The 14199-nt window shown below is 55.8% G+C and carries 10 protein-coding genes and 1 pseudogene; 1 reads left to right on the forward strand and 10 read right to left on the reverse strand.

What is annotated here, in order from left to right:
* Positions 1-51 precede the first annotated feature (51 nt).
* The 10 genes and pseudogenes from ACYVHC_RS03430 to ACYVHC_RS03475 all read right to left on the reverse strand — a co-directional run bounded on the left by ACYVHC_RS03430 (position 52) and on the right by ACYVHC_RS03475 (position 10247).
* Complete coding sequence (locus tag ACYVHC_RS03430) at positions 52-501, reverse strand: hypothetical protein (RefSeq protein ID WP_460612266.1); 450 nt, start codon at positions 499-501, stop codon at positions 52-54.
* A 127-nt stretch (positions 502-628) separates the two neighbouring features.
* The gene (aroF, locus tag ACYVHC_RS03435; protein WP_460612267.1) at positions 629-1642 is read right to left on the reverse strand and encodes a 3-deoxy-7-phosphoheptulonate synthase; all 1014 of its coding nucleotides are present in this window, start codon (positions 1640-1642) and stop codon (positions 629-631) included.
* Positions 1643-1704: 62 nt separating this feature from the next.
* Entirely contained in the window at positions 1705-2487 is a 783-nt protein-coding gene (trpA, locus tag ACYVHC_RS03440) for a tryptophan synthase subunit alpha (protein ID WP_460612268.1), read from the reverse strand.
* A gap of 7 nt (positions 2488-2494) precedes the next feature.
* On the reverse strand, positions 2495-3691 hold the full coding sequence (trpB, locus tag ACYVHC_RS03445; protein ID WP_460612269.1) for a tryptophan synthase subunit beta: 1197 nt from the start codon (positions 3689-3691) through the stop codon (positions 2495-2497).
* Positions 3692-3772: 81 nt separating this feature from the next.
* Positions 3773-4420 carry a phosphoribosylanthranilate isomerase gene (locus ACYVHC_RS03450; protein WP_460612270.1) on the reverse strand — a complete coding sequence of 216 codons (648 nt, stop codon included), beginning with the start codon at positions 4418-4420 and terminating at the stop codon, positions 3773-3775.
* Positions 4420-5235, reverse strand: a complete 816-nt coding sequence (trpC, locus tag ACYVHC_RS03455; protein WP_460612271.1) for an indole-3-glycerol phosphate synthase TrpC — start codon at positions 5233-5235, stop codon at positions 4420-4422. Before trpC ends, ACYVHC_RS03450 begins: the two co-directional genes overlap by 1 nt.
* Positions 5236-5361: 126 nt before the next feature.
* Entirely contained in the window at positions 5362-6375 is a 1014-nt protein-coding gene (trpD, locus tag ACYVHC_RS03460; protein WP_460612272.1) for an anthranilate phosphoribosyltransferase, read from the reverse strand.
* An 81-nt stretch (positions 6376-6456) separates the two neighbouring features.
* Positions 6457-7023 (reverse strand): anthranilate synthase component II, encoded by a 567-nt coding sequence (locus ACYVHC_RS03465; protein ID WP_460612273.1) that lies wholly within the window; start codon positions 7021-7023, stop codon positions 6457-6459.
* A gap of 98 nt (positions 7024-7121) precedes the next feature.
* Positions 7122-8544, reverse strand: a pseudogene (locus tag ACYVHC_RS03470) (anthranilate synthase component I family protein).
* 278 nt (positions 8545-8822) lie between these two features.
* On the reverse strand, positions 8823-10247 hold the full coding sequence (locus ACYVHC_RS03475; protein WP_460612274.1) for an alpha/beta hydrolase-fold protein: 1425 nt from the start codon (positions 10245-10247) through the stop codon (positions 8823-8825).
* A 963-nt stretch (positions 10248-11210) separates the two neighbouring features.
* Here ACYVHC_RS03475 and ACYVHC_RS03480 point away from each other — a divergent pair.
* A complete protein-coding gene (locus ACYVHC_RS03480) occupies positions 11211-14189 on the forward strand; it encodes a SusC/RagA family TonB-linked outer membrane protein (protein WP_460612275.1) in 2979 nt (992 codons plus the stop codon).
* Positions 14190-14199: the final 10 nt, after the last annotated feature.

The following is a 14199-nucleotide window of genomic DNA, read 5'->3' on the forward strand; positions in this document are numbered from 1 at the left end:
TAAAGCTAAGCTAAACCCATGGCCTTTTCCTAAACTGAACACTGCCAGTGGTTACTGCACCACTAAGTCCTTCAGGTTTCCATCCAGCGTAGTGCCATCCGCAAATCGGCTGGTGAAGCTTCCATTCACCGTTCTGCGCGTGGCGTCCCGGGTAGTCCGGCCGCTAGCCTGTGTGGCGTTTCCCAGTTTTTCGGAGTACACCTCTACCACATCGGTTACGTTGGCACCAGTAGCGGTAGGGCTGCTTTGCTCAAAGGTAATTCGAACAACAGTGCCGCTGAGCAGCTTGCCGCTAACCGTGAAAGTAGCAGTTGGTCCCTGATACGTAGCCGATCCTACCTGTGCTTCAGGTAATACATACGGCGGCGCGCCCGCTTCACTTACCGAAATAGCCGTTGTGTACTCCTTTGGGCCAGGGGTGGTTGTTACGTTTTCTGACTCTTTATCGCAGCCAGATAGTAAAACTCCGGCAGATAAAAGGAGCGCAAACAAATGTTTCATACTAATAGATTGATGACCTGAAAGTGAAATTGCGGGAACAAGTTACACTACTCAGTACAACAATGCGCCGGCAGCCGTTCCACCGCGGCGAGCTGTGGTAGGGTGCAACCTGCACTAGCTGCTCTACTTACTCCAACTCCTGCCGTAGCGCATATACCTTGCGCAGGTTCCGGATCAGGCGCTCCGACTCCTGGAAGTTCAGAGTTTGAGCCCCATCAGAAGCGGCTTCTTCAGGCTTTTCGTGGGCTTCGTAGATAATGCCATCTGCTCCGGCCATCACGCCGGCTAGGGCCATAGCGGGCACATAGTCACGGATGCCGATGCCGTGCGAAGGGTCGACGATGACGGGCAGGTGAGTCTTCTCCTTTAGGATGGGCACCGCATTCAGGTCCAAGGTATTGCGCGAGGCTGTTTCGAAAGTCCGGATGCCTCGCTCGCAGAGAATCAGCTTCTCGTTGCCGCCCGAAAACACGTACTCCGCCGACGACAGCAGTTCTTCAATAGTACCCGAGATGCCGCGCTTGATCATCACGGGCTTATCTACACCGCCTAGGGCATCGAGCAGGTTGAAGTTCTGAGTGTTGCGGGCACCTACCTGAAACACGTCCACGTAATCGTGCATTTCCTCTACCTGCGACACCTGCATCACTTCCGTCACGATTTTGATGCCGCGGGCCCGGGCCATCTGGTGGAATTGCTTCAGGCCTTCCATACCCAGCCCCCTAAATGAGTAGGGCGAAGAACGCGGCTTGAACACGCCGCCCCGCATAATGCGCACGTCGTTGTCCAAGAGGTGCTGCATTATGCTTTCCATCTGCTTCTCGCTCTCAATACTGCAGGGGCCGGCCGCCAGCGTCAGGCTCCCCTCTCCGATCCGCACACCGTCGCCTAGGTCCAGCACGGTGGGCCGCACGCGCCACTTCCGGCTTACTAGCTTGTATTCGTCGGAAACCCGATGAATGTCCAGAATGCCGGGCAGTTGCCCAATGGCGCGAAGGTCGATGTCGGCTTTGCCGATGGCAACGAGGTAATGAGCCCGCTGCGTTTTCACCTCCGTGACCTTGTATTTAAGCTCCTGAATTCGGGCTTCAATAGCGGCCTTATTTGCTTCGGTGATATGAGGGTCGAGTTGGATAATCATGGAATGGGAGAAGCTCTTTTCGTGCTGCGTGCAGCAACAGATGACGGCTTCTTACTAGCTGGTTAATGAAGAACAGAGGAAACAAAGCGCGCGGCGGCGGCGGGCGCATCGTCGGTGTCGTCGAGGGCGCGGATTAGGGCCGAGCCGATGATGGCTCCCTCCGCGTAGCGGCAGGCGTTTTGGAAAGAGGCTTTGTCGCCGATACCGAAGCCAATAAGGCGCGGGTTGCGCAGCTTCATGTCCTCGATGCGCTGAAAGTAGGCCTCCTGCACCCCTTCGGCCTGGGTGTTAGCGCCGCCCGTAGTGCCGGGACCCGATACGAGGTAGAGGAAGGAGTCCGTCAGATCATCGATGCGGCGAATGCGCTCCGGAGCGGTTTGGGGCGTGATGAGGAACACCGGCCGCAGGTTGTGGCGCTGGAAAATCTCCTGGTATTCGGCTACGTAGTCATCCAGGGGCAAATCGGGCAGGATGATACCATCAACGCCGGCAGCGGCGGCCTCGCGGCAGAAATTCTCTACCCCGAACTGCATCACCGGATTGAGGTAACCCATCAGCAGAATAGGTGTTTCAGGTACTTCCTGCCGGATACCATCGAGCTGCTCGAACAGCACGCGCATGTTCATGCCGTTGCTGAGGGCGGCCGTGCTGCTCGCCTGGATTACCGGACCATCGGCCAGGGGGTCCGAGAATGGCATCCCGATTTCGATGAGGTCGGCGCCGGCTGCGGAAAGGGACTTAATGAGCGGCACCGTGGCGTGAAGCGTGGGGTAGCCAGCCGTGAAGTAGACGTTGAGCAGGTTTTTGCCTTTCTTCTGGAAAGCCTGCGCTATTCGGTTGGTCATGGGAGAGCTAGAGAATCGTGTCGGCGTATTTCAGATAAGTTTCCAGGTCCTTGTCGCCGCGGCCGGAGAGGTTGATAACTACCACATCGTCGGGGCCGGCGCCCAGCTGGCCCAGGGCAGCTAGGGCATGCGCGGTTTCGAGGGCCGGAATGATACCTTCCAGGCGGCTGCATTCTGATACGGCGCGCAGGGCATCCTCATCCTCAATGCTGATGAACTGTGCCCGGCCGGCATCAGCCAGGAAAGCATGCAGCGGCCCAATGCCGGGATAATCAAGGCCTGCCGAAATAGAATACGGCTCGGTAATCTGGCCGTCTTCGTCCTGCATGAGCAAGGTGCGTGAGCCGTGAATAATGCCCGGCTTACCCAGCACCGACGTAGCCGCCGAGTGCCCTGAGTGGATACCGTGCCCGGCGGCCTCTACGGCTACCAGTTTCACGGAAGGCTCTTCTAGGAAATGATAGAACGCGCCCGCCGCATTGGAGCCACCGCCCACACAGGCCACCACATATTGAGGCAGTTCGGAACCGGTTTTCTCCAGCAGTTGCTTGCGCATTTCTTCACTGATAACCGACTGCAACCGGGCCACCAAGTCGGGGTATGGGTGCGGACCTACTACCGAGCCAATGATGTAGTGCGTATCCACGGGGTTGGAAATCCAGTCGCGGATGGCTTCGTTGGTGGCGTCTTTAAGGGTACGGCTGCCGCTCATGGCCGCGCGTACTTCGGCCCCGAGCAAGCGCATGCGGTACACGTTAGGCTTCTGGCGCTCCATGTCAATTTCGCCCATGTACACAATGCACTCCATGCCCATCAGGGCACACACCGTGGCCGTAGCAACGCCGTGCTGACCAGCGCCGGTTTCGGCGATGATGCGGGTTTTGCCCAAACGCTTGGCTAGCAGAATTTGGCCGACGGTATTGTTGACCTTGTGGGCGCCGGTGTGGCACAAATCCTCGCGCTTCAGGTAAATGCGGGTGTTGTACTTGGCCGACAGGCGCTTGGCTTCAAACAAGGGGGTAGGCCGGCCCACGTAGTCGCGCAGGAGCTGCTGGTACTCCTCCTGAAACTCTGGCTCGGCCATGATGCTCAGGTATTGCTGGCGCAGCTCTTCCACATTGGGATAAAGCATTTCCGGTATGAAGGCACCGCCAAACTGGCCGTAGTAGCCGCGCTCCGTGGGTTGCTGGTAGGTTGGTTTCATGGACATATGCTGCTTTCGTTCTGACAGCTAGGCTTCACGCGTGTGGGCAGCCTAGCGAATGAAATGAAGAGTCTGAGGGTACTAGGGGTGCTGACGGTCTGAAGTTCGCACGGCGGCGAACATGTGCTGCAGCTGAGTGGCATCCTTCACGCCGGGCTCGGTTTCGAACTTGCTGTTCAGGTCCAAGGCAAACAAGCCAGGCAGCTGCAAGTTTCGGAGGGTTTGGGCGTGTTCGAGGGCTAGTCCGCCGGCTAGGAAGTATGGCACCGGCAGCGTGTATTCTGCTAACAGTTGCCAATTGAAGGCAGTGCCATTGCCACCGGGTTGCGCGCCGGCCGTATCGAAGAGAAAGTAGTCGACCTGGTTTACGTACGGAAGCAGGCTAGTAAACTCGAACTCCTCTCCTACCGCAAACGCCTTGATTACCGTTAGGCCCGCCGCTCGCAATGTCCCGCACAGTTCCGGTGTTTCGTGGCCGTGCAGCTGCACCGCTTGCAAGCCGTACTCTGCTACCCGCGCCTGAACCGTTTCGAGGTCACCATCCACAAACACGCCTACTTTCTGAATGCTGGCCGGAACCGCGGCCGCCTCGGCGGGCGTGAGCGTGGGCACCATGTAGCGCTTAGACTTCGGGTAGAAGATGAAACCCAGAAAGTCGGGCCGCAGGGCCGCTACCGCCCGCAAGTTCTCGGGCTGGGCCATCCCGCAGACTTTCAGGCGCACCGACATTATAGTAAGGTAATGGCTTCGGTGGCGCGGAGCTGCTGCACCAGGGCGGCGCAGGCTTTTTCGGGCCGGCTATGGCGCATGAAGGTTTCCCCGATCAGGAAGCCCCGATACCCGACGGTCCGCAGCGCTTCAATTTCAGCGGCTGAACTGAGGCCGCTCTCCGTCACTTTCACGTACTCAGCCGGAATGCGCTGGGCCAGCTCGCCAGAGGTATCCAGGGTCAGGGAGAAGTCGTGGAGGTTGCGGTTGTTTACGCCTACCAAGCTCACGGCGTCGGGGTGCAGGGTTTTCTCCAGCTCTTCAGCATCATGAATTTCGAGCAGTACTTCCAGGCCCAGGCTTTTGGCCAAGCGGCCCAGACGCAGCACTTCCTCGCCGCTCAGCACCGCTGCAATCAGCAGCACAGCATCGGCCCCAATGCTTTTGGCTTCCAGAATCTGGTACTCATCCACCACGAAATCCTTGCGCAGAATAGGGCAGAAATTGTAGCGGCGCGCCGTGGTCAGGTCTTCGTTTTTGCCGCCGAAAAATTCGGTATCCGTCAGCACCGACAAGGCCGAGGCACCGGCCTGCATGTAGCCAAGCGTGGTGCGCTCTACGGGGGCGTGGGGGTTGATGAAGCCCTTGCTCGGCGACTTGCGCTTAAACTCGGCAATGATGCCGCTCAGGTCGTCGCGCAGCAGGTAGTGGCGCAGGCTCAGGGGTTGGGCCGGCATATACAGGCTTTGTTCCAGCAGCTTCACGGGCACGAGGGCTTGGCGGTTGGCTACTTCCTGGCGCTTGTGAGCAATGATTTTATCGAGAATGGTAGGCATTGTGGTACCGCCCGGTTTCCCTCGGCGGGAGTTTAAGTGAAGTCTCACCCTAGGGGCGAGGAACAGTAGAACAACGTTTCCGGAAAAAGAGCCGACCGGAAGCGTAAGAATGCGGTTGGCGCCTGGTTAGAGGGTAGTGGCGTGGCTGTGCGTAACGGCTACTAGCTCCCGCAGCGCCTGCCGCGCCCGCCCCGACTCCAACGATTCCTGCGCCGTGGCTAGGCAATCAGAAAAGCTGAACCCGGGTTCCAAACAGCTGATGGCCAGGGCAGCGTTGGCCGTTACCACGTCGCGCTGCGGGCGGGTGCCGCGGCCTTCCAGCACATCCACAAACAGCTTCGCCGATTCCTGTGCGGTGCGGCCGCCGGCCAGCTCTTCGGGTTTCGTGGCCAGCAGCCCTAGGTCCTGCGCCGACACCAACCGCTCCCCTTCCGGCGAGGCCAGCTTGGCCGCCCCCGTCAATGAGAGTTCATCGTAGCCATCCAAGGCGTGCACTACGGCGTAGCGGATATCGGTTTGTTGGAGCAAGTAGTGATACAGGCGCAGCAGCTCCAGGCTGAAGGTGCCGGCCACCTGGTAGTTGGGCCGGGCTGGGTTGATAAGCGGACCTAGTATATTAAAGAAGGTGCGCACGCCCAGCTCCCGGCGCACTGGCCCAGCGTGGCGCATGGCCGGATGAAAGGAAGGTGCGTGCAGAAAGCAGATGTTGGCGCGCTCCAGCTGCCGCTTCAGCATATCGTTGGTTACGCCAAAATCTACCCCTAACTGGGCCAGCACATCCGAGGAGCCACACACCGATGACACCCCGATGTTACCATGCTTGGTCACTTTGTAGCCTGCTCCGGCCACTACAAAGCACGCCAACGTACTGATGTTCAAGGTATCCTTACCGTCGCCGCCGGTGCCTACAATATCCACGGTATCGTGGGTGCCCAGCTCTGGGTCGCGGCTCAAGCTCAGCAGGGCGTCGCGGAAGCCCGCCAGCTCAGGCACCGAAATCAGCCGCATGCGGTACACGGCCATGAATGCCGCCATTTCCGACGTGTTAGCCTCGCCCTGCGCAATGCGCAGCATGGCCTCGCGGGCCTCGGCGTGGGTCAGCAGTTGCTGGTCGAATAGTTGATTTAGAATCTGTTTCACGATGTGCGGGAGCTGGCAGCAGTTGCCTTCAGCAGTTGGGTGGTGGGGAGAAGTAGGGAAAGAGCGAGATAAGCGTGCGAATTAGGCCAGCCAGTTGCGTAGCATCTGGTGTCCGTGCTCCGTCAGAATAGACTCTGGGTGAAACTGCACGCCCCGCACATCATACTCCCGGTGCCGGAACGCCATTACCTCGCCCTCGGCATCTACGGCCGTTACTTCCAGCGCCGCTGGCACCGACTCGGGCCGCACGCTCCAGGAGTGGTAGCGCCCTACTTTAAAAGAAGTTGGCAAGCCCTCAAACAACCGGTCGGGGGCTACTACCTCGGCCTCAGTGGCCAACCCATGCACCACCGTATCCAGGTTATACAGCTCGCCGCCAAAACTTTCGGCCAGCCCCTGATGGCCCAGGCACACGCCCAAAATCCGCTTCGTGGAGGCATACTGCTTAATGATTTCCGGCATCAGGCCCGCATCAGAAGGCACGCCCGGGCCGGGAGAAAGTAGTAAGGCATCATACTGCGCCACCTCTTCTACCGCTAGTTTGTCATTGCGAACCACGGTAACGTTATCCGTGTGACCCAACTCCCGCAGTACCTGCACTAGGTTGTAGGTGAAGGAGTCGTAATTATCAAGAACAAGGATTTTCATGATTTGAACGGAGGGGATGGCCAGAAGCCTAGGTTAGGGTTGCTTGAAATGGTAGGGCTAGTGGTTAGGCGCTTGTAGTTACTAGGATGCGCTTTCACTTAAACCGATTCAGCTTCTTTCAGTGCTTTGCGCAACGCAGCCAACTTGTGGTGCACTTCATTGAGTTCCGAATGAATATCAGAAGCGGCTACTACTCCCGCCCCAGCCTGGAAGTACAGCTGGCCCGCCGTGCTCAAAAACGAACGAATCATGATGGCGTGGTTGAAGTCGCCATTGAACCCCAGGTAGCCGATGGCGCCGCCGTAGTAGCCGCGGGCCGTGGGCTCCAGCCCATCAATGAGTTGCATGGCCCGGTGCTTGGGCGCCCCGGAGAGCGTGCCGGCCGGAAACGTATCGGCCACCACCTGCAGCGGACTAGCCGTTGGCGCCAGCTGAGCCGTCACTTCGCTTACCAGATGGATAACGTGCGAGTAAAACTGGATTTCGCGAAACACCTTCACTTTCACCTCGTCGCCGTGGCGGGCCAAGTCGTTACGAGCTAGGTCCACTAGCATCACGTGTTCGGCGTTTTCCTTGGGGTCATCGGCCAGCTTTTGGGCCAGCGCGGCATCCTCAGCATCGTGGCCAGTGCGCCGGAACGTACCGGCAATTGGGTAGAGGCTGGCGGTACGGCCTTTGATGAGCAATTGCGTTTCGGGCGAAGAGCCGAATATTTTAAAGGAGCCGTAGTCGAAGTAGAACAAATACGGCGACGGATTAATGGAGCGCAGCGCCCGGTACACATTGAACTCGTCGCCGGTAAAACCCTGCTGAAACCGCCGCGAGAGCACAATCTGAAACACGTCGCCGCGCTGGCAGTGCTGCTGACCCTGCGCCAACACCTTCAGAAACTCCTCGTCGGACTGGTTGGTGAGTTCCTCGCCGGTTGCCTTGAACTTGAAATCGGGCAAGGAAGGGTTCCGAATCAGGTTTACAAGGCGCGTCAGGCCATCTTCATCTACGTGCTGTCCGGCCAGTGTGTGCTCAAACACATACAGCTCGTTGCGGAAGTGGTTGACGGCAATAACGTAGCGGTAGGTGCTGTACAAGATATCTGGTGTGTTGCCAGCCGGCTGCTTCCCCGTGTTCAGCTCCAGATCCTCGAAGTACTGCACGGCCTCGTAGCCCAGGTAGCCAAACAGCCCGCCCGTAATAAAATCGTGGCCCGTTTCCTCGGTCTGGAAGCAGCTAGCAAACTCCTGCAGCCGTTCCAGCGCCTGCCGGGGCTCGGCCAGGGTTTCGGTTTCAGTCGTGTCGTCGGGGAACGTGAGGGTCAGTTCACGGTCGTTGAGCTCAAATCGGGCCAGGGGGTCGAAGGCCAGGTAGCTGAAGGCGTTCTGTTGGCCGTGGTAGTCGGAGCTTTCCAGCAGAATGCAGTTGGCGTACCGGTCGCGCAGCCGCAGATAGAGACCTACCGGCGTAACGGTATCGGCCAGAACGCGCAGGTAACGGGTGTTGAGCTGGAAGTGGTGCATGGGGCAAGCTGGTGTTGATGGTTGAGGTTGACCAGTGCCGGGAATAAAAAAAGCCCGGCTGAGCGGCCGGGCTTTTGAGCAGATGCGAAGAGGTTATTCAGATGACCTTAGCGCACGCACAGGATGTCCCGTCCGGAATTTCCGTAAGGCCACCACCACGCTTGCTGAGTCATTGAGAAAGTCATTGCCAGAATTAAGTTGAGGCGTTGAACGGGGGCAAAGGTAAGTTCAGTTTGTTTTCCTGCAAGAAGAAGCCCGAATTTTTTATCCTAGGCACTGCTCAGCTTACTCTTTCACCAGCAGCTGGCTTCCTAGGGCTGCTCCGGCCCGCAACCGCAACAGGTAGCTTCCCTTTGTCAACCGATCCAACGCCAGGCTCTCCCCTGATTTTACTTTCTCTTTTAGTACCGCACGGCCCGTCATATCCTGAATTTCGAGATGCGCTGCCCTAATGCCAGCAGGCAACTGAAAAGTTAAGCGGTTAGTGGCCGGATTCGAAAACGCACTGAATGCCAGCTCCGCTTCGGTGCGGTTGCCCGTGCGCACGGCAGGTTTCATCAACCACGTGTACGCCGCCGAAAACTCCCGTTTCCAGAACCATTCAGCGTGTTTGCCATCGGGGGGCGTAGTGAAATACAAATTGGCAGTTGGCACCCCCGCGCGGCCTAGCGAATCACGCATGGCCTGCATAAGGGGCACCATGGTTTCGCTTTCTGTGGTGCCACTCACAAAGTAAAAGCGGGTATCGGGCTGCGGCCGATGCTGGCGAAGGTACTGGAACAGAGAGTCTTTGGCAAACCAAAATGCCGGCGAAAACACGCCTACTTTACTATATACCTGGGGGTAGCGAAGCGCCGCGTACGTAGATATAAGCCCGCCCATGCTGCTGCCAGCTATGCCCGTATACTCCCGCCCCGTCAGGGTACGGAAAGTAGCATCCACATACGGTTTCAGCGTCTGGACTATGAAATCAACATACTGCTGCCCTTGCCCGCCGCCGTATTCCGGGTTTTTCCAGGGAGAGAGTTCATTCAACCGTTCACCTCCCCCATTGTCCACAGCCACCACAATGCTGCCCGTTACATCAAAGCCTTGCTGTTGCAGCTGAGCTAGTGTTTCATCTACGCCCCATTCGCCCGAGAAGCTGGTACAGGCGTCAAATACGTTCTGGCCGTCGTGCATGTACATCACCGGATAGCGCTTGGCCGGCGCAGCAGCATAGTCGTTGGGCAGATACACCCATACTCGGCGTGTACGCCCTAGTTGCGGCATCGCAAATTCTGCACTAATGATTTGGACGTTGGATTGAAGCGCCGTGCTTACACTGGCGGGCGCCGGACTGCCCTGGTCTTTCCAGTTGGCCACCTGCAACTCTACCGTAGCGGGCTCCTGGCCCACGCTGTAGCGGCGGTTGCTCACATCTGCTCCTTGCTTGTCCGTTTCTACAGTAGCCCAAGAGCCTCTCGTAATTTTAAACTCTAGCGCACCCGTAGAAGCTGCTGGTAGCAACAACTCATAAGTACCATTCGGCTGGCGAGTGAAGGCATAGTCCTTATCAGCCGGTTGCCAACCATTGCTACTACCAGCCATGTAAAGTACTGAGCCAGCAGGAGTTTGGGCAGGCAGGCCTGTTATTCGGAAAACGGTCTGTGCTCTCGCGGTCAGGAAAGTAAACAGAACCAGAAAAACACCACAGAGGGCAGGTTTCATACAACGAGCAATATGTTACAGGCTGCAAGCTACGGTAACTCGCTACTCAACTGAAAGCGAGTACTTACATTCTCATCATTAGTAAAGCCGAGAAGCAGAAATGCCCTAATTATCGATTAAAGACAATCTGCACTTTTCCATGAAAATCACTTTTATATCTTACTTTTTTAAGCACTATCACCAGTAAGTAAGCCCTTACCAGAATTAAAAATTTACCGGCATACTATCTCCGAACTCCCATGTCGTTTGCCTACTAAAAGCCGTTAAAGAATAGCCTAGATTTTATGCAAATTATTTTCCGTGAAAGTGGCAAAATATTGACTTCGCGCTGTTGCTAAATTGACAATATACAATGAGCCAAATTTTATCATTATCCTCCGTTAGCTAGTAGTTTATTTCATCTACACCTCTGAAATAAAGGCCTCATCACCACCATGGCTGCCGATCAAGAGAAAATCGTATCAATTCAGCACCACTTATACTTTAAATACCCACTTTCGCTAGGGCTATAAGGAAGCAAAACGTTTTAATAACATCAAGCAATACAGCACTACTTAAAGTCAACAGAGAACAAGCGTTTTAGTAAACTACTAATGCCGCTAAAACCATGTAGGGGTTGCTTTTTTGTTTAAAAGCACTGGTTTATTCATCTAGTCAACCTAGTGTTTTAGAGGCTCAAGCAGCTACGGCTCTCCCTGTCCCTTGCATAAATGACTACAAACAGGCACTAAGTCCAATTATCACTATACCTGCTTCGCCCCATAAGGCCATTGTTTTTGTTGGTACCAACACTTTAACTTGCGTTGTTTCTCAACTGATTTGGTGATGTTGAACGTGGGCAAACGCAGAGATGAAGCCGGCAATACTCGTCGCATTAATCACTGCAGCAGCCCTAATTAGGACCACTAAATTCCCACTCCGGTCAGTCCGGAAAAATCCATTTCAACCCCTAACTTTTTTTCAATGAAACACCCCTATCTAGCGAAACTGGCGCTGCCTCTCCTGTGCGCAGGTGTGAGCGTTAGCAGCGCATACGCGCAGGGAATCGGGACGGTAAGCGGCCGTGTGCTGGACGAAAAGGGCGAAGGCATGCCCGGAGTAACGGTAATCGTGGAAGGCACCAACCTCGGTGGTTCTACTAACTCCGACGGTACCTTCTCGATTCAGAACGTTCCCTCCGGCCCCCACACGCTGGTGATGTCGTTCGTGAGCTACACTACGCAGCGTCAGTCAATCAACGTTACAGCCGGTCAGAACACAGCAGTAGCAGCCGTAACGCTGTCGGAAAACACTACCCTACTCAACGAAGCAGTTGTAATTGGTTACGGTACCCAGCGTAAGCAAGACGTTACCGGTGCCGTATCTACGGTACAGGCCAAGGACTTTGTACAGGGCCAGGTAACCAACCCTGAGCAACTGGTGCAGGGTAAAATTGCCGGCGTAAGCATTACTACCGGCGGCGGTGCTCCCGGCGCAGCTTCTACGGTCCGTATTCGGGGCAACTCTTCCCTGAACGCCAACAACGACCCGTTGTATGTAATTGACGGCGTTCCGGTTGATAAAGATGGTATTTCGGGTGCTTCTAACCCGCTTAGCCTTATCAACCCCAACGATATTGAGAGCGTAACTGTACTGAAAGACGCTTCCGCCACGGCCATCTATGGTAACCGCGCCTCTAACGGTGTTATTCTGGTTACTACTAAGAAGGGGCTGCAGGGCGAAAAACTAACGGTTAATCTTTCCTCACAAACCTCGGTTTCTAAGCGCACCAAAACCTACGACGTTCTTAACGCGCAGGAGTTTGCTGACATCATACGCGAGAATGGCTCCACGAGCCAGATTGCTACGCTCGGCGCAGCCTCAACCGATTGGCAGGAAGAAATTTTTCGCACTGCTACTACCTTCGACAATAACGTAAGCCTGACGGGCAGCGCGGCCAAAATTCCTTTCCGGATATCCTATGGCAACCTGCAGCAGGAAGGTATTGTCATCACAAACAAGCTGAAGCGTAATTCAGGCTCCATTAGCCTCTCGCCAATGCTGTTTAATGATCGCCTGCGCATTGACATTAATGCGAAAGGAACTCAGGTTGATAACCGCTTCATTGATGCAGGCCAGATTGGCAACGCCGTTCTGTTTGACCCAACGCAGCCCGTACGTAGCGATGAAGCCCGCTATGCTCCCTATGGTGGCTACTTCCAGTTTCTGCAAAGCAATGGCAACCCCCTGGGCCTGGCCATTGGTAACCCGGTAGCAGCACTGAACAACGTGAACAACGTTAGTGATGTAAAGCGTCTGATCGGCAATGTGCAGTTCGACTACAAAATCCATGGCATCGAGGGTCTGCGTGCTAACCTGAACTTGGCTACCGACATTGCGCGCGGTGAAGGTTCAGCTACTACTAGCCTGGCAGATTTCGGCAACTTCCTCAACCAAGGCCGCTTCACGCAGTACAACCAGAAGAAGGACATGCGCCTGCTGGAAGGCTACCTGGCGTACGGTAAGCAGTTTGGTGGCACCCGCTTCGATATTCAGGCAGGTCATTCCTATCAGGATTTTGTCAACAAAGGCGACAACTTCCTCGACTACCGCTTTGACCGGACTACCCTGGTTAACCCCGCCGATGAGCTGACTGTGCCGGGCTACTATTCTAAGCTCGTTCTGCTCTCTTACTTTGGCCGGACCACTTTCAACATCAAGGACCGCTACCTGCTCACGGCTACTGTTCGGAACGATAACACTTCACGCTTCGCCGATGGCGAGCGGAGCGGTATTTTCCCAGCAGTTGGCTTGGGCTGGCGCCTGAAAGGAGAAGAATTCCTCTCCAATAACAACACCATTTCGGAGCTGAAGCTGCGTGCCGGCTGGGGCCGCACCGGCCAGCAGGACATTGGGGGTGTATACGACTACCTCCCCCGCTACCGGGTAGGCAATGCTGCCGCTCAGTATAATGGCGTTGGAACATTGCGCCCATCAGGCTACAACCAAGGGCTGCGTTGGGAAACCACTACTACCTGGAACGTTGGTTTGGACTACGGCTTCCTGGAAAACCGTGTTTCGGGCTCTATTGATGCCTACGAGCGCACTTCCAGCGACCTGCTTTCTCTGGTAAACGTAGCTGCTGGCTCTAACCTGACTAACCAGCTGAACGCGAACATTGGCTCGCTGCGCAACCGTGGTGTTGAACTGAACCTCAACGTGATTCCAGTTCGCTCCGAGAGCTGGAACTGGGATGTTAACTTCAACGTCGCCTACAATAAAAACGAAATCACTGAGCTGGGTGACCAGCAAGAAGGGTTCGAAGGTTACCTGACCGGTGGTATTCCCGGTGGTACTGGCAGCACTATTCAGGTGAACTCCGTAGGCTCTCCCAACAACGCCTTCTACGTGCGTCAGCAGGTATATGGTGCCGATGGCCGGCCGCTTGAAGGCATCTATGTTGACCGCAACGGCGATGGCACTATCAACGAGCGTGACAACTACCGCTACAAGCAGCCTGCTCCGCTGGCTGTACTAGGCTTCTCTTCCAACGTAGCCTATAAAAAGGTAAACCTGTCGTTCCTGTTGCGTGGCAACGTAGGCAACTACGTGTACAACTCTATTGCTGCTAACCTCGGTAACTTCTCCAACGCGCAGGGCTCTACCAACTACCTGCTCAACTTGCCAACTGATATCCGCAACACGGGTTTCAACACGCAGCAACTGTTCTCTGACTACTATCTGGAGAACGGCTCATTTGTTCGGTGTGAGAACATTACGCTGGGCTACAACGTGGGCAAAGTTTTCAGCGAGAAAGCAAACCTTCGTTTAACTGGTGCTGTTCAGAATGCATTCCTCATTACCAAGTACAATGGACTTGATCCTGAGATAGCTGGCGGCATCGACAACAACTTTTACCCCCGCGCCCGCACGTTCACCTTTGGCTTAAACGTAGGCTTCTAATATTCCCACC

The sequence above is a fragment of the Hymenobacter seoulensis genome, from assembly GCF_054780535.1.